Source organism: Amycolatopsis sp. NPDC043889 (assembly GCF_056435645.1).
The window spans coordinates 251,155-270,792 of sequence record NZ_JBWKEC010000005.1; the positions used below are offsets into that span (position 1 = coordinate 251,155).

Genomic DNA, 19,638 nt, shown 5'->3' on the forward strand with positions numbered 1-19,638 from the left:
GCGGTCACTCCACCCCCATCAGCAGCACGGCGTCGGTTTGGCCGCCCGCGTAACTCGTCACTTCGACCTCGGGATGCTCCAGGCGCAGCTGATCGGCCAGCTCACCGGGCAGCCGGACCGGCGCGTCGAGCCCGGTCAGCACGGTGACCAGCTCGCCGCCGAGGGCCAGCATCCGGTTCAGCACGCCGACCGCCGCCGCGACCAGGCTCGTCTCCGAGGCGGGCGCGGGCTCGATCAGCACGACCTCGCCGTCGACGAGACCGACGACGTCACCGGCCTGCGCCCGGCCCACCCAGGTTAGCGACTCCTCTTGCGCGATCCTCAGTTCGCCACGCCTGGTGGCGGCGGCCGCTTCGGCCATCGCGACCACATCGTCGTTGGTGCGGCGGTCCTGGTCGTGGACGGCCAGCGCGGCGAGCACCTGGACAGGTGACACGCACGGGATGACGACGACGTCGCGATCCGCGGCCATCGCGTGACCCGCCGCCGCGTCGGCCGCCGCGGTCAGCTCCTGACCGCCGGGAAGGAGGGTGACGTGATGCCCGGCGGCCTCGTTGATCAGGCCCAGCATCTCCTCGACCGTCGGCTGGACCCCGTGCGGGACCGAAAGCACCGCGACCCCCTCCGCGCGGAGGAGTTCGGCCAGCGGCCCACCGTGGACCACGGCGACCACCGAACGGTCGATCCCGCCGCCGACCTCGACCGGGGTGGGCGTGATCAGCGGCTCGACCCGGACCCGGCGGGGGCGGCCGAGCTCGATCCCGGCCTCCAGTGCCGCGCCGATGTCCGCGCAATGGACGTGGACGGCATACGCGCCGGCGCCGTCCCCGGCGACCGTGACGCTGTCGCCGAGGCCGCTGAGGGTCTTGCGAAGCCCGGGGAGACTGGTTTCGTCGACGCCGTCGAGCAGGTACATGACCTCCCAGGCCGTCGGCGCCTCGATCGTGTGATGGTGATGCGCCTCGAGCGGGTGCTCCGGCTCGGTGAGGCCGCCGGAGATCACGCCGGAAAGAGCATCGAGGACCGCGACGAGGCCGCGGGCGCCCGCGTCGACCACACCGGCCACCGCCAGGACTGGCAGCTGCTTCGGGGTCTCTTCGAGAGCTTCGGCGGCGATGCTCGCCGCCGCGGCGGCCACCTCTTCGAGTGACCCTGTCACGTCACGGACGGCGGCGGCGACAGTGTGGAGGACGGTCAAGATGGTCCCGGCCACCGGACGGCTCACCGCTCCCGTGGCGGCCCTGTCCGCGCAGCCGAGCGCCTCCGCGAGCCCCGGCCCGTCGAGTTCCCTCACGGCCGCCGACTCGGCGATCCCGCGCACGACCTGCGACATGATCACGCCCGAGTTGCCCTTGGCCGCCGCGACCGCGCCCTTGGCGAACACCGACAGCGCCTCGGCGGCCGTCGCGGGCTCGGCCTCGGCCAGCGCGTCACGGGCCGCGGTCATGGTGAACAGCAGGTTGGAGCCGGTGTCGGAGTCGGCGACCGGGTAGACGTTGATGCCGTCGATCGCCGGCCGGAGCACCGCCAAGCTGTGCACACAGGCCGCCGACCAAGCCGACACCGCCGCCACGTCCAGCACCCGCACCGCGTAACCTCCTAGCTGTTCCAGCGAGGGTATCGACCCGGTGCCGGAGGGCTCTGAGCCACTGGTTACTATGGTCGAGTTGCCCAGCATGCTGGGCGCATCATTCTTTGTCCCAGATCCAGAGGAGTTCGACGTGGCTGCCGTGTGCGACGTCTGTGGCAAGGGACCGGGCTTTGGCAAGTCGGTCTCGCACTCCCACCGGCGTACCAACCGCCGGTGGAACCCGAACATCCAGACCGTTCACGCCAAGATCGGTCTGTCCCAGCGCAAGCGCCTGAACGCCTGCACCTCGTGCATCAAGGCGGGCAAGGTCGTTCGCGGCTGAGCCGGTTTTTTGGGGAATGGCGGGTGCTCTTCGGAGCACCCGCCATTTTTTGTGTGGGGTGGGTTCTTCGCGGGACCGGGGCCGGGCCGGCCAGTGGGGCCGCCTTCCGCGAAAGGCCGCCTTGCCGAGCCAAGATGTCGTGAAGGCCTCCTTCCCTACCCTGAAGGTAGTGAAGGAGGCCTTCACGGACGGCGGCTTCACCTCAGGAGTCACATCGGTCACCGCTGCCACAAGAGAGTCAGGGGAGCTTCCAGTCCACGGGACCGGCGCCCTGCTGCTCCAGCAGCTGGTTCGCCCGGCTGAAGGGTCGCGAGCCGAAGAAACCGGCGTGCGCCGAAAGCGGGCTCGGGTGCGCCGACTCGATGCACGGCACCTTCCCCAGCATCGGCTTCAGGTTCCGCGCGTTGCGGCCCCACAGGATCGCCACCATCGGCTCGTCCCGGGCGGCGAGGGCCTTGATGGCCTGCTCGGTGACGGCTTCCCAGCCCTTGCCCTGGTGCGAGTTCGACTTCCCGGGCTGCACCGTCAGCGACCTGTTGAGCAGCAGGACACCCTGGTCTGCCCACGGCGTCAGGTCGCCGTTCGACGGCAACGGGTGCCCGAGGTCCTCGCAGTACTCCTTGTAGATGTTGATCAGGCTCTTCGGGATCGGCCGGACGTCCGGCGCCACCGAAAAGCTCAGCCCGACGGCGTGCCCGGGCGTCGGGTACGGGTCCTGGCCGACGATCAGCACCCGCACGTCGTGGAACGGCTGCTGGAACGCCCGCAGCACGTGTTCACCCGCCGGGAGATAGGTCCGGCCCGCGGCGATCTCCGCGCGGAGGAATTCCCCCATCGCGGCGACCTGCGGCGCCACCGGTTCGAGGGCCTGCGCCCAGCCTGCTTCGACGATGTCCTGCAGCGGTCGTGCGGTCACGGCGTGCGAGCTTACTCACGTCCGTCGAGCCGCCGGAGTTCGACCCGACGGAGTTCTCTACGAAAAAGGGCCGCACGCTCGACATAACCGTCGACGACGAGCTTGATCTTGTCCGGCCCGAACGAAGTGTTCGGCCGCGTCTTCGCCGGGACGCCGAGCGCGATGTGCCCACTGTCCACATAGGACCCATAAGAGAGAACCGCGCCGGCGCCGACCATCCCGCCGTCCTCGACGACGGTTCCGTTCAGCACCACCGATCCCGACGCGATCAGGCAGCCCTCGCCGATCCGCGCGCCCTCGATGTGCACCGAATGCCCGACGGCGGAGGACTTACCGATGATCGTCGGCTCCTTGCGAGTGCAGTGCAGCACGCAGCCGTCCTGGACGTTGGACCGCTCGCCGATCTCGATGTATCCGTGGTCGCCGCGCAGCACGGTCTGCGGCCACACCGACGCGAACGCCGCGATCCGGACGTCGCCGATCACCGTCGCGTCGGGGTGGACGTAGGCGTCCGGGTGGATCGAGGGTTCGAGGCCGCCCAGTGCGTAGATCGGCATGCGTTCTCCTAGCCCAGCGGCTTGCCGTAGCAGATGCTTTCCGGCTCGTCCTTGTAGTACCCGAAACCCGGTATCTCCCGGTAACCGGCCGACTCGTACAGCGCGATGGCCTCCGGCTGCTTGTCGCCGGTCTCGAGCACCATGCGCCGCCGTCCGGCCTCGGCGGCCGTCCGCTCCAGGTCGGCGAGGATCGCCCTCGCGAACCCGCGGCCCCGCGCCGAAGCCATCACGAACATGCGCTTGATCTCGGCATCGCCCGGCAGCAAGGGTTCCGGCCCGTCGTGCGCCCGCCAGGCACCGCACGCGACCGGGACGTCGTCGAGGTAGGCGGCCATGAACAGCCCTTTCGGCGGGGCGAACTGCGCCGCGTCCATCGGTGTCTCGTCTTCGCTGCCGTACCGGGCGGCCAGCTCGAGCTGCGCTTCGGCCAGCAGCTTCACCGCGTCGGGGTGGTCGTAGGCCAGCACGCGAAGGTCCATGGGCGCGACATTAGCGAGAAGACTTGCCATTCCCCAAAGTAGATTGCGTTCATGTCGATCGAGACGTCCATCACCGGACTCGCCGAGGCTCCACTGCGCCAGGCACGCAACTCCGCCGCGTTCTGGGCCGCGACCGGCCGGTCCCGCGGCCACGAAGTGATCCGCCGTCGCGGCTTTCTCGCCGTCGACGGCGACGAGCGCGCGGGGCTGCGCGTCCTGATCCAGGAGCCCGGCCTCATTGACGGCGAGCTGGTGGAAATCACCGAGCTCGCCGCACGGGCGACGGGGCCGGTGGAGGCCGAGGATCCCTTCAGCGCCACCGATCTGAACCATCTCGGGGATATGCGCAGCTGGCGGATGCCCGTCATGCTGCGCCCACCCGCACCGGTCGCCGAACCCGCGATGGAGGTGGTCCGGGTACGCGAGGACGCGGACCTGAGGGCGGCCGAACGCGTGGTGATCGAAGCCTTCGAACTCGCGCGCTTCCGGCCGGGTGAGATGTTCCCCACGGCCATCCTCGACCAGCCGGGCGTCGAGGTGTTCATCGCGCGGCTCGACGGCGAGGTCGCCGGGGCGTGCGTCACCGTCGCCGGCAACGGATTCGGCAGCCACTACTGGGTCGGCACGCCGGACGCCTTCCGCTCGCGGGGCGTGGGACGAGCCGTGATGCTCGGCTCCCTCGCCCCGCTGGCGGGGCTGCCGGTCACCCTCACCGCGTCCCGGCTGGGCAAGCCGCTGTACGAATCGCTCGGCTTCACCGCCGCCGCGGAGTCGACCTGGTGGGCCTCACGCTCCTAGCGCCAGTGCTGCCAGCCGCTCTCGTGCCCGTACCGCTTCCCGTCCACCGTCACCCCCGAATCCGGCATGGTGACGACGCCGATCTCGGTCCAGCCTTCCGGCAGTTCGGCGAAGGAAGGGAAGGTCGCCGCGAACGCGTGGTCCTCGCCGCCGGTGAGCACCCATTTCAGCGGGTCGGCGCCGAGCGCGGTGCCGACCTCGGTCAGCCTGCTCGACACGTCGAGGTCCGCCGTCCGGACGTCGATCCCGACGCCGGAGGCCTCGGCGATGTGACCGAGATCGGACAGGAGGCCGTCGGACACGTCGATCATCGACGTCGCGCCGCCGTCGGCCGCGCGGATCCCCGCCTCGTAGTCCGGCTCGGGGCAGCGCTGCGCGTTGACCACGCTGACCGGTGAGCGGAACCCCCGCCCGAGCACGGCGAGCCCGGCGGCCGCCCAGCCGAGCCGCCCGCAGACCGCGACGACGTCGCCGGGACGCGCGCCGGACCGGGTCACGGGTTCCCGGCCGCCGAGGTCGCCGAGCGCGGTGACACTGATCACGATCTGGTCGGCGCGCACCATGTCACCGCCGACGATCCCGATCCCCGCGCGGTCGGCTTCGAGCCACATGCCCTGGGTGAGTTCGGTGACGAGTGACGTCGGCGTGTCCGAGGGGCACGCGAATCCCATGAGGACGGACGTCGGGCGCGCGCCCATGGCGGCGATGTCGGTGAGGTTCACCGCGACCGCCTTGCGCCCCACCTGCTCGGCGCTAGACCAGTCGAGCCGGAAGTGGACGCCCTGCACGAGGACGTCGGTGGACGCCACCGTCCGCCCGTCCGAGGTGGCCACGACGGCCGCGTCGTCCCCCGGTCCGAGCAGTGTCGTCTCCGGCTGTTTCCGGCCGGCGGTCACCGCCTCGATCAACCGGAATTCACCGGTCCCGGCGACCGTGCCGTCGTTCGGTGACACCCGTCACCTCCACTTTCCCTTGTCCGGACAAATATCGATCACCGATAGTCGGAAGCCCTAGGTTTTTCCCGGGGCTGGCGATACGTTGCTACAACGTTCCTACCTTGAGCCGACTTTTACGAAGGGGCGCGCCGTGGTCCACGCATACATCCTCATCCAGACCGAGGTCGGCAAAGCGGCCGCGGTCGCCGCGGAGATCTCCACCATCCCCGGTGTCACCAGTTCGGAGGATGTCACCGGCCCGTACGACGTCATCGTCAAGGCCGCGGCCGACACCGTCGATCAGCTGGGCCAGCTCGTGGTCGCCAAGGTGCAGAACGTGGAGGGCATCACGCGGACGCTGACCTGCCCGGTCGTGCATCTCTGAGTGCCTGTCGGCGGAGCCGAGGATGCACTCCGAAAGTGCCCATACGCGTGAACCCGCCCTGGCCGGAGGCCCCGCTATCGCGGTGGCAGGACGCCGTCTCCGCATCGGCGACGTGAACGACCGGGCAGCGTCCTGCCGACGTCGATCGCGGACGCGGGTTCACCACCGGAATTCCGAAGTGGTGTAGTTGTCCGGTGGCTGACACGGACACCGGCGCACCGCCGAAACCCCTGCTGATCGCGGCCGCCTGCCTGGCGATCCTGCTCGTCGCGGGTGTGGCCGTCTTCGGGCTGACCCGCGGCGCGGAATCCGACGCCCCGGCCGCCGACGGTCCGCTCCCGCTCGTCCCGGTCCCGGCACCGCAGTCGGGGTCACCCGAATGCGCGAAACTCATCGGCGCGCTCCCGCACGAGCTCACGTCGTCCGGGAACACGCTGGTCCGGCGGAAGCCGGCCGATCCCGCCCCCGAGGCGACGATCGGCTGGGGCACCGGCGACCCGGTCGTCCTGCGGTGCGGTCTCGGCAAGCCGCCGGAACTCACCCGGACCTCGCAGCTGCGGACGATCAACGGCGTCCAGTGGCTGCAGGTCGAGGGTGAGGGCACCGCGACGTGGTTCGTGGTGGATCGTCCCGTCTACACGGCGCTCACCGTGCCGGACACCGCGGGGACCGGGCCGCTCCAGACCGTTTCCGAGGTCGTCGCCGCCAATCTCCCCGCGGTGCCGCTGCGGTTCTGAGCGCTCAGGGCAGGAGCAGGCTCTTGCCGGTGTACCGCCGCGCTTCGATGTCCGAATGCGCGGCGGCCGCCTCCGCCAGCGGGTACGTCCGGCCGATGATCGGCGTGAGCTTCCCGTCGGCCGCCTGCCGCAGCACTTCCCGGACCCGGCGCGGGTTGTCGGGCCAGAACCCGACCAGCTGCGACATGTCCACAACGGACAGCCGGGCGCGGTCGGCGTCGCCGATCACGGTCTCCGCGCCACTGGACATGCCGTAGCCGGAGAAGCGGCCGCCGTTCCTCAGCAACGCCAGGGAGGCCGCGCCGAGTTCGCCGCCGACGCCGTCGAAGACCACGTCCAGACGGTGGCCGCCGGTGAGGGCGAGGACCTCTTCCGTCCAGTCCGCCACCGAGTAGTCGACCGGCTCGGCCCCCAGTTTCCGCGCGATCGCCGCCTTTTCGTCGCCGCGGACCGCCGCGAAGACGGTCGCGCCCGTCGCGCGGGCGAGCTGCACCAGCACGCTGCCGAGCCCGCCGACGCCGGGCGCCACCAGGATCCGCTCCCCGGCGGTGACCGGGGTCTTCTCCAGCAACGCCAGTGCGGTACTGCCGTCGTCGAACAGGGCCACCGCGTGCCGGGGATCCAGCCCGTCCGGAATCGGGAACGTGTCGTCCGGCAGCGCGACGACCGTGTCCGCGTATCCCCCGCCGTACCCGCCGGGCGCGTGGGTGAGGACCTGCTTTCCCAGCCAGGTTTCGTCGACTCCGGCTCCCACCGCGTCGACGGTGCCCGCCACCGACCCGCCCGGCACGTACGGCGGCTCGACCGCGAACACGTCGGGACCGTCGCCTCGCCGGATGAGGGCGTCGAGCCAGCCGACGCCTGCCGCCGTCACCGCGACGCGAAGCTCACCCTCCGCCGGTTCGGGGGTCGGCACTTCGACCTGCTCCAGGACTCCGGGATCGCCGAACCGGGACACTCTGATCTCACGCATGATCGCAAGCTATGACCTCCAGTTCGCTGGAGGTCAAGCGAGGACGGGGATCAGCGGTTTGAGCGCGGATCGCAGCGCCTCGCGCGAGCAGCCCGCGTAGCCGATGAGATTCCCGAACACCGTCGGCGTCCCGGCGAAATGCCGGGCCAGCCCGTCGAGCCGGATCCCGGCGCGTTCCGCCGCCGCCATCCGCGCCGCCTCGTCGGCCGCCGATCCGCACGGGACGACCAGATGCGCGCCCGCGTCGTCGCCGAGCACCGGGATCCCCGCCGACGTCAGCGCGGCCGAAACCAGGGACCGGCGCTCCGACAGCTCCCGCCGGAGCTTCCGCAGATGCCGCCCCAGATCGCCGTGCCGCGCCAGTTCGGCGAGCACCCGCTGTCCCGCGGGCGAAGGACGCGTCCCGGTCGCTTCGCGGTACTCCAGCACCGCGGCCGCGACCTGGGACGGCGCGACCATCCAGCCCGCGCCCAGCGCCGGTGTGAGGATCTTGCTCGTGGTCCCGAGATGCGCGACGACGTCGGGCGCGAGCGCGGCCAGCAGCGGCAGCGGCGCGACGTCGAACCGCAGCTCGCCGTCGTAGTCGTCCTCGATCACCAGCATGCCGTTGTCGCGCGCGAGTTCGACCAGGTCGACGCGGCGGGACGCGCTCATCCGGCTGCCGAGCGGATACTGGTGCGCGGGCGAGCAGTACACCGCGCGAACGTCGGCGGGAACGGCGTCCGGGCGCAGCCCCTCCTCGTCGACCGGGACGGGCACGACCGCCATCCCCGCCCGCCGGAACGCCTGCACCGCGCGCTGGTAAGCCGGCTCCTCGATCGCGACCCGGTCGCCGCGCGAGAGCACCGCGCCCGCGAGTTCGATCACCGCGGCCGTCGTCCCACCGGTCGCGAGCACCGTTCCGGCCGCGAGGCCGCGGTGCCGCAGCAGATGCTCGGACACGGCGTCCCGGTACGCGGGCAGACCTGCCCTGTCCTCGCGATAGGTCGGGCGGGGGTCGGCGGCGGCCCGCCACGCGCGGCGCCAGGCGGCTTTCTCGATGCCGTCGGCCCAGGGGACGCCCGGGGTGAGGTCGACCAGCGTCGGGGGCGCGGCCGGTGCGCCCGGCGCCGGCCCTTTCGACGGCCTGTCCGCGGGCGGTGTGGTGGTGACGTACGTGCCGGAGCCGTGGCGGCCGGCGATCCAGCCCTCCGCGTGAAGCTGTTCGTACGCCGCCGACGTCACCGTGCGGCTGACGCCGAGACGGCTCGCGAGCGCCCTGGTCGAGGGCAGCCTGTCGCCGCCGCGCAGATGTCCGTCGCCCGCGGCCGCGCGCAACGCGTCGGCCAGCTGGACCGCGAGCGGGACGAGCGAATCGCGGTCGAGACTGACCGGCAGAGCGGTGTCGGACATGGTGTTCTCCACACTTTCCCGAAGTGGCCTTCACAAGTATAGGAGAATTGGACATTATTACAGGCCACTCTCGGGGTGAGACTACTCGCATGTCCACCCCGCTCTCACCTACCGACCGGACCACCCTCGGCCGCAAGAAGAACCGCGCCCTCACCGACCGCTCGGCGCTGTACTCGGTGCTCGACGAAGCCCTGATCTGCCACCTCGGCGTGGTGCGCGACGGCGTCCCGCTGGTCATCCCGACCGGCTACGGACGCGACGGCGACACGCTCTACCTGCACGGATCGACCGGCGCGAGGAGCATGCGCGACTCCGACGGCGTCGAGGTGTGTGTCACGGTGACCCTGCTCGACGGCATCGTCTACGCGCGCTCGGTCAACAACCACTCGATGAACTACCGCAGCGCGGTCATCCTGGGCAAGGCGGCCGCGGTGACCGATCGCGAACGCAAGATGCACGGCCTCCACGTGCTGACCGACCACCTCGCGCCCGGTTCGTGGGAGCACGCGAGGGACATCAACGCGAAGGAGTTCGCGTCCGTTTCGGTGCTGGAGCTGGACCTCACCGAGGCTTCGGTGAAGATGCGCGGCGAGGGGCCCGACGATCCCGAGGACGAGGTCGCGGCCGATCTCTCGTGGGCGGGGGTACTGCCGGTGCGGACCGTGTTCGGGGCACCGGAGCCGTCGGCGGATCTCGTCAGTGACTGGACGGTGCCGGACCACGTGAAGCGGCGGGTCGGGTAGCCGCCGCCAGCCTGCAATGAAGGACGCTTTCATGGCAGATTTCGCAAGGAAAGCGTCCTTCATTGCACGCGCGAGAGGGGGTCACGAGCGGTGGCGCGGCAGCCGCACGGTGAACGTCGTCGCCCCCGGCACGCTCTCGACCTCGATCGTCCCGCCGTGCGCCGAAACCAGCGACAGCACCACCGAAAGCCCGAGCCCGGTCCCGCCGTTGCCGCGCGTGCGGGCGGTGTCGACCCGGTAGAACCGGTCGAAGATCCGCTCCCGCGCCTCCGGCGGGATCCCGGGCCCGGCGTCGCTCACCCGCAGGACGACCTCCGAGTCCGAAGCCGAAGCCGAAGCCGACAGCGTCACCGGCGTCCCTGGCGGCGTGTGCACCGCGGCGTTGGCGAGCAGATTGTCCAGCACCTGCCGTAGCCGCACCGGATCCGCTTGCAGGACAACACCTTCCGGGAGCGCACCCACGCTCAGCGGATGTTCCGGGCGGCCGGCGGCGAAGGCCTCCCCCGCGTCGGTGATCAGCTCGGCGACGTCGACGTCGACCAGCCGCAGCGGCGCCTCCGTCTCCGGCGCGTCGAGGCGCGCGAGGAGCAGAAGGTCGTCGACGAGCACGCTCATCCGCTGCGTCTCCTCCCGGATCTTCGACAGGTGTGCGTCGCGTTCGGCGGGTTCGTTCGCCGCGGCGTAGCGGAAAAGCTCGGCGTAGCCCCGGATCGACGTCAGCGGCGTGCGCAGTTCGTGGGAGGCGTCGGCGATGAACCGCCGGAGCCGCTCGTTCGCCTCCCGGCGCGCTACCAGTGAGGAATCGAGGTGCGCCAGCATCACGTTGAACGCCGTCCGCAGTTCCTCGACCTCGGCACCGCCGCCGCTCGCCTGCGCGCGCACCGGGAGATCGGCGTTCGTGGTGAGGTCGTGCGAAGCGATGTCGTGCGCGGTCCCGGCCATGTCGCTCAGCGGCCGCAGCCCCCGCCGCAGCACCAGCCGTCCCGCGATCACCAGCACCGCCAGCGCCAGCAGGAACGCGACGACCTCGACCATGATCAGCTGGCTGACCGTCCGGTCCAGATCGGCCTGCGGCGCGGCGCTGACCAGCACGATGTTCTGCGCCGGTTCGATCGGGCAGGCCCGGACGCGGTAGGTGCCCTTGTCCTCGATGTAGACGGTGCGCAGGACCTCGGTCCGCGTCGCGTCCTCGGCGACCTTTTCGAGCGCCTTCGTGTCCGGCGGCAGGGAGCCGCCCGCCTGCGGCAGCGCGTCACCGTCCCGCACGGCGAAAACAGCGGAGAACCAGCCGTAGGTCTGCTGCGGTTTCCCGCCGTGCGTGGTGCGCAGCGACGGCACCTGGCTGATCTGGGTCTTGGCGAGCTGTTCGTCGAGCCGGTCGTTCAGGTAGCCCTTCATGATGCCGACCATCACGGTCCCGACGACGGCGAACACGACCAGCGCCAGCGCGCCGAGCCCGAGCGCCAGCCGCGTGCCGAGCCTCGACCGGCGCCAGGCGTCGAACCACCGGCGCAGTATTTTCATCTCGCCGCCTGCCGGACGACGTAGCCGACACCGCGCACGGTGTGGATCAACGGCTCGTTCCCCGCGTCGAGTTTGCGGCGCAGATGCGAGATGACGAGTTCGACCACATTGGACCGGCCGCCGAAATCGTATTCCCAGACGTGGTCGAGGATCTGCGCCTTGGTCAGCACCGAAGGCGAACGCCGCATGAGGTAGCGCAGCAGTTCGTACTCGGTCGGGGTCAGCTCGGCGGGTTTGCCGCCGCGGGCGACCTCGCGGGTGTCCTCGTTCAGGGTCAGGTCACCGACCCGCAGCATCGCGGCCTTGGCCTGGTTGGTGCTCCGCCGCAGAACGGCGCGCAGCCGTGCCATCAGTTCCTCGACGGAGAACGGCTTCACGAGGTAGTCGTCGCCGCCGCGGGTGAGCCCGGCGACCCGGTCCGCGGTCGCGTCCTTCGCGGTGAGGAAGACCACGGGCACCGCCGTCCCGGACTCGCGGAGCTTGTCCAGCACGGTGAACCCGTCGATCCCGGGCAGCATCAGGTCGAGTACGACGATGTCGGGCCCGAATTCGGCGGCACGCTCGAGCGCGGCCTCCCCCGATCCGGCGGTGACGGCCTGCCAGCCCTCGTAGCGGGCGACGGTGGCCACCAGGTCGGCGATATGCGGCTCGTCGTCCACCACCAGCAGGCGGACGGGGTTCTCGGTGTTCACAAGGCCATCCTCCGTGAACGCGCGCGCGAGGGCGAGGCGGGAGCGCACACGACAGGAAGCCGACAGGTTCCGCCAAGAAAGGTCACAGGTTGGCACAGCAGGCTCTGCACTTGAACCGGACCGGAAGGAACCACGTGTGACCATCATGACGCAGACCGCCGTGAGACCGCGCCCGGCGATCCGTCCCAGGATCGCCGCACGCGCCGGGCTCTTCCTCTTCCTCGGGGCCAACGTGGCCACCGTGACCATGCTCTTCTTCGCCGCCGGGCCGTCGGACAACGTGCTGATCAGCATCGGCAGGCTCGCCGGGCTGTACGGGGCGCTGGCGATGGCGTTCCAGCTGCTGCTGGTCGCCCGGCTGCCGTGGCTCGACCGCCGTCTCGGCATGGACCGGCTCACCGGCTGGCACCGCTGGACCGGGTTCAGCCTGTTGTGGACGCTGCTCGCCCACTTCGTCTTCATCGTCTTCGGCTACGCGCAGGTGGAGGACAACGGCGTGGCCGACGAGTTCGTCACGATGGTGACCAAACTGGAGGGGATTCTGCGCGCGGTCGTCGCGTTCGCGCTGATCCTCCTCGTCGGCGCCATTTCCGCCCGGTTCGCCCGCCGCCGTCTGGCGTACGAGACCTGGCATTTCCTTCACCTCTACACCTACGCCGCGGTCGTGCTGGCGTTCAGCCATCAGATCGCGCTGGGCGGATCGTTCGCGTCGTCGCCGGGGGCTCAGGCCTACTGGTGGGCGGTGTGGGGCGTCGCGCTCGGTTCCGTCGTCGCCGGCCGGGTGGTGCTGCCGCTGGCGCGTAACCTGCGTCACCGGTTGAAGGTCGTCGCCGTCGTCCCCGAATCGCGCGACGTCGTCTCGGTGTACATCTCCGGCAAGCACCTCGACAAGATGCCCGCGCGGGCGGGCCAGTTCTTCCTGTGGCGCTTCATGACCCGGGATCGCTGGTGGCAGGCGAATCCGTTCTCGCTCTCGGCCGCGCCGGACGGCCGTACCCTGCGGCTGACCGCGAAAGCCGCCGGTGACGGCAGCGCGTCCCTGCGGTCGCTGAAGGTCGGCACCCGGGTGTTCGCCGAAGGGCCGTACGGCGCGTTCACCACGATGCACCAACAGAAACCGGACGCGTTGCTCGTCGCGGGCGGCGTCGGGATCACCCCGATCCGCGCGCTGCTGGAGGAGATCTCCGGACACGTCGTGGTGCTCTACCGCGTCCGCGACGAACGCGACGCCGTCCTCCTGCCCGAGCTGATCGGGCTGGCGCGGGCGCGCGGCGCGGTCGTCCGGGTCCTCAGTGGACCGTCCGATCAGGCCGGTCCGGTCCTCGGTGCACCCAACCTGCGGCGGATGGTCCCGGACATCACCGACCGGGACGTCTTCGTCTGTGGCCCGCCCGGAATGACCTCGGCGACGCTGCGCAGCCTGCGGCAGCTGCGGGTGCCGTCCCAGCAGGTCCACGCCGAACGCTTCAGCCTCGCCGCCTGAGTCAGGGAGTCCCGATCATGAAGAAGACCATCGTCGCCGCCACGGTCGCCCTTTCGGCCGCCGGCTTCCTCGGTGTCTGGCTGTACGAACCCGGTCCGCTCGGCTCGGAGACCGTGGCCGTCGCCGCGCCCGTGCCGTCCGCTATGTCTACTTCGGACGGTGGGGCGTCCGAAGGTGCCGAGCGCACCGTCGACGGTTCGGTGGAGAGCAACCGGTACGGCACCGTCCAGGTGCGGCTGGTGATCTCGGCCGAGGACAGGATCTCCGAAGTCCGCCTGCTGCAACGGCCGACCAGCGGCCGCGGGGTCGCCGCGATCCCGATCCTGCAGGAGGAGACGCTGACCGCGCAGAGCGCCGACATCGACACCGTCTCCGGGGCCACGTCGACGAGCGAGTCGTACGTCAAATCGCTGCAGGCGGCGCTGGACGCCAGATGAACCACGTCGAACAGGTGATGGGGCTGCCGGTCTCGGTCGACGTCCGGGCGGGCGGTGACCTCGTCGACCACGCGATCGACGGAGTTTTCGGCTGGCTGCGGGAGGTCGACGCCCGGTTCAGTCCGTTCAAAGCCGACAGCGAGGTCTGCCGCTACGACCGCGGCGAACTCGCGCCTTCGGAACTGAGCGACGACTTCCTGGAAGTCCTGTCGCTGTGCGATCACTACGAACGGTTGTCCGGCGGGGCGTTCACCGCCCGGCTCCCCGGGCGGCGGCTCGATCCGAACGCGGTGGTGAAGGGCTGGGCGGTGCAGCGGGCGGCGTCCCTGTTACTGGCCGAGGGCCTGCACGTGTTCTGTATCAACGCGGGCGGGGACGTGGTCACCGCCGGCGAACCGGAACCCGGCCGCGCCTGGCGGGTCGGCATCCGGCATCCCGAACGGCCCGGCGCGGTCTGTGCCGTGGTCGAATCGTCCGGTGGCGCGGTCGCGACCTCGGCGGAATACGAACGCGGCGCGCACATCCTGGACGGCAGGACCGGGCGCCCGCCCGTCGGCCTGCTGAGCGTCACGGTCGCGGCCGACGACCTCGTCACCGCGGATTCCCTCGCCACGGCCGCTTTCGCGATGGGGACCGAGGGGATCGCCTGGGTCGCCTCGCAACCGGGGTGCCAGGTGCTGGTCATAGACGCGGAGCGGCAGGTGCACCGGTCGCCGGGGCTTCGGCTCGCTTGAACGGCGTGTCGGCTCACCGCCGGTTTAAACCGTTGGCCGGGCTTCGGGGGCTCAGGCAGACTGCGGCGTCATGACCTCTGTCGTACAGAACTTCTTCTTCGACTGCGCCGACGCCTACGAACTGGGCCGCTTCTGGAGCGGCGTCGTCGGCAAACCGATGGCCGACGACGACGTGCCGGGCGATCCCGAAGCGATCATCGAGATGGACAACGGTGTCACCCTGTTCTTCGGGCAGGTCCCGGAGCCGAAGACGGTGAAGAACCGGATCCACCTCTGCCTCCAGCCGGACATCCCGCGCGACGAGGAGGTGGAGCGCCTGCTGAAACTCGGCGCGACCCTCCTCCACGACCGCCGCAACCCGGACGGCACGGGCTGGGCCGTCCTCGCCGACCCCGAGGGCAACGAATTCTGCGTCCTGCGCAGCGCCGCCGAAAAGGCCGCCACCTCGTGACGGACTATCTGACCGTCAACCGGGCGAACTGGGACGAACGCGCTCCGGCGCACGCCGCTTCGGCGGACTACGGCTACGAGAAGTTCGTCGCGGACCCCACGCATCTCAGCGGCGTGGTCACCTTCGACCGGCCGCTGCTCGGCGACGTCTCCGGCGCCCGGGGAGTGCACCTGCAGTGCCATATCGGCACGGACACGCTTTCCCTTTCCCGCCTCGGCGCACGGATGACCGGCCTCGACTTTTCCGCGCCCGCGCTGGAGATCGCGCGACGCCTTGCCGCCGAGACCGGCGCCGGGATCGACTACCACGAATCCGATGTGTACAGTGCCGCCGATGTGCTGGGCGCCGGGGAGTTCGACCTCGTCTACACGGGGATCGGCGCGCTCTGCTGGCTGCCGGACATCGCCCGCTGGGGACAGGTCGTCGGCGCGTTGCTGCGGCCGGGCGGGCGGCTGTTCATCCGCGACATGCACCCGATGCTGGGCACCCTCGACGAGACACAACCGCTCATCACGCCGCGCTACCCGTACTTCGAGCAGGCCGAACCGCTGGTGTTCGACGAACCGGGGACCTATGTGGACACCGACGTCTCGTTCCAGCACAACCGGACGCACGAATGGAACCACGGGCTCGGCGAGATCGTCACTTCGCTGCTCGACGCGGGGCTGACCCTGACGCGGCTGGTGGAACACGACAGCGTGCCGTGGAACGCGCTGCCCGGGTTCATGACCCTGAACGAGGCGACCGAGGAATGGCGGCTGACCGAGGATCCGCGGCGGCTGGCGGCCAGTTTCACGATCGAAGCAGTGAAGGGGCGGCGGTGAGCATTGGGGTCGTGAGTGGTAAGGACGGTTAGAACCGTCCTTACCACTCACGAGACTTTGGAAGAATGTCCTCATGAGCGTCTCCCCTGAGAAACGGCCCCTGGTCGCCGTCGCCGCCCTGGGCGGCACCATCTCGATGGTCCCCGGCGACGGCGAGGACCACGCCGTCCCCCGGCTCACCGCCGCCGACCTGCTCGGCGACCTGGGCGAGAACCTCGAGATAGACGTCCGCGCGGAGACGCTCGCGGGGATTTCCAGCGCGTCGATGGATTTCGCGACCCTGCTCAGGACAAGGGACTGGGCGGCCAAGGCCGTCGACGAGGGCGCCGAAGGTGTCGTCGTGGTTCAGGGCACGGACACGCTCGAAGAGACCGCGTACTTCTTCGAACTGACATGGGCTTCCGAGGCGCCGATCGTGATCACCGGCGCGATGCGCAACCCCAGCCTGCCCAGCGCCGACGGCGCGGGGAACCTGCTTGCCGCGTTGACCGTCGCCGCCGATCCCCGCAGCCGGGGCCGCGGCTCGCTGGTCGCGTTCAACGACGACGTCCACGCCGCGCGCTGGGTGCGCAAGGCGCATTCGAGCCATGTCGAGGCGTTCTCCTCGAATCCCGCCGGGCCGCTCGCGCTGCTCAGCGAGGGCTTGGTGCACTACTTCCATCCGGTCGCCGCCCGCCCGGCGGCGTTGCCGCTGGAGAACGCGGACTTCTCCGGGCTGGTGCCGATCGTCGAGAGCGGTGTCGAGGACACCGGCGAACTCCTGGAAACGCTGGTCAAGGCCGGAGTGAAGGGCGTGGTGCTCGCCGCGAACGGCGCCGGGCACGTTTCGGCGGGGTCCGCCGACGTGATCGAGCGGGTCCTGCCCGAGGTGCCGATCGTGGTCGCCGGCCGCACCGGCGCCGGGCCGACGTTCCGCGGCACCTACGGCTTCCGCGGTTCCGAATCGGATCTGATCGCGATGGGCGTGACCATGGCCGGCTGGCTGGACCCGCGCAAATCCCGGCTCCTGCTGCACACCCTGCTCGCCACCGGCGCTTCACGAGACCGCGTCGAGGCCGAATTCCGGCTCCGGGGCGACCTCGCCTGACCCGGCATTTCGTCCTCTGAATGCGGTAGTTGCACGCGCAAGGAACGCATTCAGAGGACTAAATGCGGGAGGTGTCAGTCCCGGACCGGGCCGGAGACGGGGTCCAGGTGGTACGGCCGCATGGCGCGGGGCCGGTGCCGGTAGACGTGCACGCTGACGGCGGGATCCGGGCCGTCGTTGCGCACTTCGTGGACGTAGCCGGGACCGAAGACGCGAGACTGGCCTTCCGACAGCGAGTGCAGCTCGGTGACGGCCCGCCCGTCGACGGCGCGCCGGGCGACGGTCTCGCTCAGCTTGCCGCTGACCACGGTGAACGCGCCCGCGGCGAATTCGTGGTCGTGCAGGTCGGTGCGCTGGCCGGGCAGCCAGCTCATCAGCCAGATCTCCTGCAGTTCGTCCGCGTCGACGAGCGCGGAAAAACGCTCCTCGGGGTCGTAACGCAGCAGGTGCCGCCAGCGGTCACGGTCCGCGGCGAATTCGAGCGCGACGCGCACCGGGTGGCGCAGGGCGGGGTTTTCGGGAACGACGAGCGTGTTGTCCGGGACGGCGAACATGGAGAGGTCCTCGCAGAAGGAAGAAGGAGTCGAGCTGGGCCGGGGCGGGGTTCACCGACAACAGCGACACGCGACCACGCCAAGACCCGAGCGGTCCCGCGACACAGTCATCCCACGTGCGAACATGCGCTCAGCGAACCAGCGCGGAGCCCGCCGGTCAACCGATCCCACTCCGTGGACCGCGCCTCAGGACCACTCGTGCTTCTGCGACCGTCCGAGCAGCTCGGCTCCCGCGCGCCGCGGGTCGACCCCTTCATGGCACACGCGGTGCATCGCGTCGGTGATCGGCATGTCGACACCGAGCCCCATCGCGAGTTCCCGGATCGACGTGCACGATTTGACGCCCTCGGCGACCTGACCGCCGGTGGCCGCGAGCGCCTGCTCCAGCGTCTCGCCCCGGCCGAGCCGCTCGCCGAAGGTCCGGTTGCGCGACAACGGCGACGAGCAGGTCGCCACCAGGTCGCCGACGCCGGCGAGCCCGGCGAAGGTCAGCGGGTCGGCACCCAGTTTCGCGCCGAGCCGGGCCATCTCGGCCAGCCCGCGGGTGATCAGGGTGGCCACGGTGTTCGCGCCGAGCCCGAGCCCGGCCGCCATCCCGCAACTGAGCGCGATGACGTTCTTGCACGCCCCGCCCAGCTCGCAGCCGACGACGTCGGTGTTGGTGTACGGACGGAAGTACTGGTTGAAGCTCGCCCGCTGGATCGCCTTGGCGTTGTCGTGGTCGGTGCAGGCCAGCACCGCCGCCGCCGGCTGCCCCAGCGCGATCTCCTTCGCCAGGTTCGGCCCGGACACGACCACGATCTGCCCGGCGTCGACGCGGGCGATCTCGGCGATGACCTCGCTCATCCGCTTGAGCGTGCCCAGTTCGACGCCCTTCGCGAGGCTCACCAGGATCGCGTCGGACGGCAGCAGACCGGACCACTCCGACAGATTGGTCCGCAACGTCTGGCTCGGCACCGCGAGCACCACGGCCTGCGCCCCGGCGAGGGCCTCGACCGGATCCGCCGTCGCGGTGATCCGCTCCGGCAGTTCGATATCGGGTAAATAGGACGAATTGCGGTGCCGTTCCCGGATGTCGGTCGCGACCTCGGGCCGACGGGCCCAGATGGTCACGTCCCGTCCGGCGTCGCCGAGCACCTTCGCGAACGCCGTCCCCCACGATCCGGCGCCGAGCACGGTCACCCGCTGGACCTCGGCCATCAGGCGTCGTCCTCCGGCTTCTTCGCGGGCGGTTCCTCCTGGCGGATCTCCGCGAGCAGCGCGGTGATCTCGGTCATCATCAGCTCGGTGACCTCGCGCAGCTTGGACGCGCTGCGGGTCGAACCGTTCTTGTAGGCGGAAAGATCCATCGGCTCGCCGACCAGGTGCGTGATCTTCTTGCGCGGGAAAGGCGTGAACTTCTTCGTGTAGCCGTTGAAGATGTGGTTCGTGCCCCAGCGGGCGATCGGGATCACCGGCACGTCGGTCTCCAGCGCGAGCCGCGCGGCCCCGGTGAACGGCTTCTTCGGCCAGCCGTCCGGATCCTTGGTGATCGTCCCCTCCGGGTAGATCACGACGACCTTGCCGTCACGCAACGCCTGGTGGGCGGCCTTGAGGCTGTCGCCGGCGGCGGCCGAACCGCGGGAGACCGGGATCTGCCCGGCGCCGACGAAGATCTTGCCGAAGACCGGCGCCCTGGTCAGGCTCTCCTTGCCGAGGAACCGCGGCACCCGCTTCTGGCGGTGCACGAACACCGCGTCCACCGCCGGGTCCATGTGGGACACGTGGTTGAGCAGGAGCAGCGCGCCGCCTTCGCGGGGGATCCGCTCGGCGTTGCGGTAGACCCGCTTGCCGATGGCCGTCGCCGGGTAGAACAGTGCGGCGGCGATGCCCACCCAGATGCCGCCCTTCTCACGCCGGGCCAATTCGTCCTCCTCGAAGTCACACGTGTCGTCCCAGGCCACTGATCCTGCCGCGCGCATCCGAGCGCGGTCCAGGGAGGGTCGGGTAAGAAGTGAGATGTGGACTGTGTGGGCTTTGACCTG

Annotated in this window: 23 protein-coding genes; 11 read left to right on the forward strand and 12 right to left on the reverse strand. The window is 70.4% G+C overall.

Annotation, left to right across the window (positions count from 1 at the left end; translation table 11 throughout):
- Nucleotides 1-4: 4 nt before the first annotated feature.
- The gene (locus AC0685_RS13385; protein ID WP_478225749.1) at nucleotides 5-1,588 is read right to left on the reverse strand and encodes a DAK2 domain-containing protein; all 1,584 of its coding nucleotides are present in this window, start codon (nucleotides 1,586-1,588) and stop codon (nucleotides 5-7) included.
- A 133-nt stretch (nucleotides 1,589-1,721) separates the two neighbouring features.
- Here AC0685_RS13385 and rpmB point away from each other — a divergent pair, with 133 nt between their 5' ends.
- A complete protein-coding gene (gene rpmB / locus AC0685_RS13390; protein WP_007031450.1) occupies nucleotides 1,722-1,913 on the forward strand; it encodes a 50S ribosomal protein L28 in 192 nt (63 codons plus the stop codon).
- A 238-nt stretch (nucleotides 1,914-2,151) separates the two neighbouring features.
- Here the strand turns inward: rpmB and AC0685_RS13395 are convergent, their stop codons facing one another.
- From AC0685_RS13395 to AC0685_RS13405, 3 genes are read right to left on the reverse strand one after another with little or no spacing between them, the layout of a single operon-like run.
- On the reverse strand, nucleotides 2,152-2,829 hold the full coding sequence (locus tag AC0685_RS13395) for a uracil-DNA glycosylase (protein ID WP_034320386.1): 678 nt from the start codon (nucleotides 2,827-2,829) through the stop codon (nucleotides 2,152-2,154).
- A gap of 11 nt (nucleotides 2,830-2,840) precedes the next feature.
- Nucleotides 2,841-3,386, reverse strand: coding sequence for a gamma carbonic anhydrase family protein (locus tag AC0685_RS13400; RefSeq protein ID WP_478225750.1), 546 nt, complete (start codon nucleotides 3,384-3,386; stop codon nucleotides 2,841-2,843).
- An 8-nt stretch (nucleotides 3,387-3,394) separates the two neighbouring features.
- Nucleotides 3,395-3,865, reverse strand: a complete 471-nt coding sequence (locus AC0685_RS13405; protein WP_478225751.1) for a GNAT family N-acetyltransferase — start codon at nucleotides 3,863-3,865, stop codon at nucleotides 3,395-3,397.
- A 51-nt stretch (nucleotides 3,866-3,916) separates the two neighbouring features.
- Between AC0685_RS13405 and AC0685_RS13410 the strand changes: the two genes are divergently transcribed.
- Nucleotides 3,917-4,663: a GNAT family N-acetyltransferase gene (locus AC0685_RS13410; RefSeq protein ID WP_478225752.1), complete on the forward strand. Its 747-nt coding sequence runs from the start codon at nucleotides 3,917-3,919 to the stop codon at nucleotides 4,661-4,663.
- Here AC0685_RS13410 and AC0685_RS13415 read toward each other — a convergent pair.
- Nucleotides 4,660-5,616 (reverse strand): thiamine-phosphate kinase, encoded by a 957-nt coding sequence (locus AC0685_RS13415; protein WP_478225753.1) that lies wholly within the window; start codon nucleotides 5,614-5,616, stop codon nucleotides 4,660-4,662. The genes AC0685_RS13410 and AC0685_RS13415 overlap by 4 nt on opposite strands.
- Nucleotides 5,617-5,749: 133 nt before the next feature.
- Here AC0685_RS13415 and AC0685_RS13420 point away from each other — a divergent pair, with 133 nt between their 5' ends.
- Both AC0685_RS13420 and AC0685_RS13425 read left to right on the forward strand, forming a co-directional pair.
- A complete protein-coding gene (locus tag AC0685_RS13420) occupies nucleotides 5,750-5,983 on the forward strand; it encodes an Lrp/AsnC family transcriptional regulator (protein WP_007031456.1) in 234 nt (77 codons plus the stop codon).
- 194 nt (nucleotides 5,984-6,177) lie between these two features.
- On the forward strand, nucleotides 6,178-6,720 hold the full coding sequence (locus tag AC0685_RS13425) for a DUF3515 domain-containing protein (RefSeq protein WP_478225754.1): 543 nt from the start codon (nucleotides 6,178-6,180) through the stop codon (nucleotides 6,718-6,720).
- Between the two features lie 4 nt (nucleotides 6,721-6,724).
- On the opposite strand, the gene AC0685_RS13430 is transcribed toward AC0685_RS13425, so the two are convergent.
- Nucleotides 6,725-7,693, reverse strand: coding sequence for a zinc-binding dehydrogenase (locus AC0685_RS13430; protein WP_478225755.1), 969 nt, complete (start codon nucleotides 7,691-7,693; stop codon nucleotides 6,725-6,727).
- 33 nt (nucleotides 7,694-7,726) lie between these two features.
- Complete coding sequence (gene pdxR, locus AC0685_RS13435; RefSeq protein WP_478225756.1) at nucleotides 7,727-9,085, reverse strand: MocR-like pyridoxine biosynthesis transcription factor PdxR; 1,359 nt, start codon at nucleotides 9,083-9,085, stop codon at nucleotides 7,727-7,729.
- Between the two features lie 89 nt (nucleotides 9,086-9,174).
- Here pdxR and AC0685_RS13440 point away from each other — a divergent pair, with 89 nt between their 5' ends.
- Nucleotides 9,175-9,828 (forward strand): pyridoxamine 5'-phosphate oxidase family protein, encoded by a 654-nt coding sequence (locus tag AC0685_RS13440; RefSeq protein WP_478225757.1) that lies wholly within the window; start codon nucleotides 9,175-9,177, stop codon nucleotides 9,826-9,828.
- 81 nt (nucleotides 9,829-9,909) lie between these two features.
- Here AC0685_RS13440 and AC0685_RS13445 read toward each other — a convergent pair whose 3' ends face one another.
- On the reverse strand, nucleotides 9,910-11,352 hold the full coding sequence (locus AC0685_RS13445; protein WP_478225758.1) for a sensor histidine kinase: 1,443 nt from the start codon (nucleotides 11,350-11,352) through the stop codon (nucleotides 9,910-9,912).
- The gene (locus AC0685_RS13450) at nucleotides 11,349-12,044 is read right to left on the reverse strand and encodes a response regulator transcription factor (protein WP_478225759.1); all 696 of its coding nucleotides are present in this window, start codon (nucleotides 12,042-12,044) and stop codon (nucleotides 11,349-11,351) included. The genes AC0685_RS13445 and AC0685_RS13450 overlap by 4 nt, the downstream gene beginning before the upstream one ends.
- Before the next feature lie 136 nt (nucleotides 12,045-12,180).
- On the opposite strand from AC0685_RS13450, the gene AC0685_RS13455 reads away from it, so the two are divergent.
- The 6 genes from AC0685_RS13455 (at nucleotide 12,181) to AC0685_RS13480 (ending at nucleotide 17,060) form a co-directional block, all read left to right on the forward strand.
- On the forward strand, nucleotides 12,181-13,527 hold the full coding sequence (locus AC0685_RS13455; RefSeq protein WP_478225760.1) for a ferredoxin reductase family protein: 1,347 nt from the start codon (nucleotides 12,181-12,183) through the stop codon (nucleotides 13,525-13,527).
- A 17-nt stretch (nucleotides 13,528-13,544) separates the two neighbouring features.
- On the forward strand, nucleotides 13,545-13,964 hold the full coding sequence (locus tag AC0685_RS13460; RefSeq protein ID WP_478225761.1) for an FMN-binding protein: 420 nt from the start codon (nucleotides 13,545-13,547) through the stop codon (nucleotides 13,962-13,964).
- The gene (locus tag AC0685_RS13465) at nucleotides 13,961-14,698 is read left to right on the forward strand and encodes an FAD:protein FMN transferase (protein ID WP_478225762.1); all 738 of its coding nucleotides are present in this window, start codon (nucleotides 13,961-13,963) and stop codon (nucleotides 14,696-14,698) included. Before AC0685_RS13460 ends, AC0685_RS13465 begins: the two co-directional genes overlap by 4 nt.
- Nucleotides 14,699-14,768: 70 nt before the next feature.
- Nucleotides 14,769-15,149 (forward strand): VOC family protein, encoded by a 381-nt coding sequence (locus AC0685_RS13470; RefSeq protein ID WP_478225763.1) that lies wholly within the window; start codon nucleotides 14,769-14,771, stop codon nucleotides 15,147-15,149.
- A complete protein-coding gene (locus AC0685_RS13475) occupies nucleotides 15,146-15,973 on the forward strand; it encodes a class I SAM-dependent methyltransferase (protein WP_478225764.1) in 828 nt (275 codons plus the stop codon). The genes AC0685_RS13470 and AC0685_RS13475 overlap by 4 nt, the downstream gene beginning before the upstream one ends.
- A 73-nt stretch (nucleotides 15,974-16,046) precedes the next feature.
- Nucleotides 16,047-17,060: an asparaginase gene (locus tag AC0685_RS13480; protein WP_478225765.1), complete on the forward strand. Its 1,014-nt coding sequence runs from the start codon at nucleotides 16,047-16,049 to the stop codon at nucleotides 17,058-17,060.
- Nucleotides 17,061-17,134: 74 nt separating this feature from the next.
- Here the strand turns inward: AC0685_RS13480 and AC0685_RS13485 are convergent, their stop codons facing one another.
- The 3 genes from AC0685_RS13485 to AC0685_RS13495 form a co-directional block, all read right to left on the reverse strand.
- Entirely contained in the window at nucleotides 17,135-17,614 is a 480-nt protein-coding gene (locus AC0685_RS13485; RefSeq protein ID WP_478225766.1) for a cysteine dioxygenase, read from the reverse strand.
- Nucleotides 17,615-17,800: 186 nt separating this feature from the next.
- A complete protein-coding gene (locus AC0685_RS13490; RefSeq protein WP_478225767.1) occupies nucleotides 17,801-18,814 on the reverse strand; it encodes an NAD(P)H-dependent glycerol-3-phosphate dehydrogenase in 1,014 nt (337 codons plus the stop codon).
- A complete protein-coding gene (locus AC0685_RS13495) occupies nucleotides 18,814-19,557 on the reverse strand; it encodes a lysophospholipid acyltransferase family protein (protein ID WP_340683420.1) in 744 nt (247 codons plus the stop codon). The genes AC0685_RS13490 and AC0685_RS13495 overlap by 1 nt, the downstream gene beginning before the upstream one ends.
- Nucleotides 19,558-19,638: the final 81 nt, after the last annotated feature.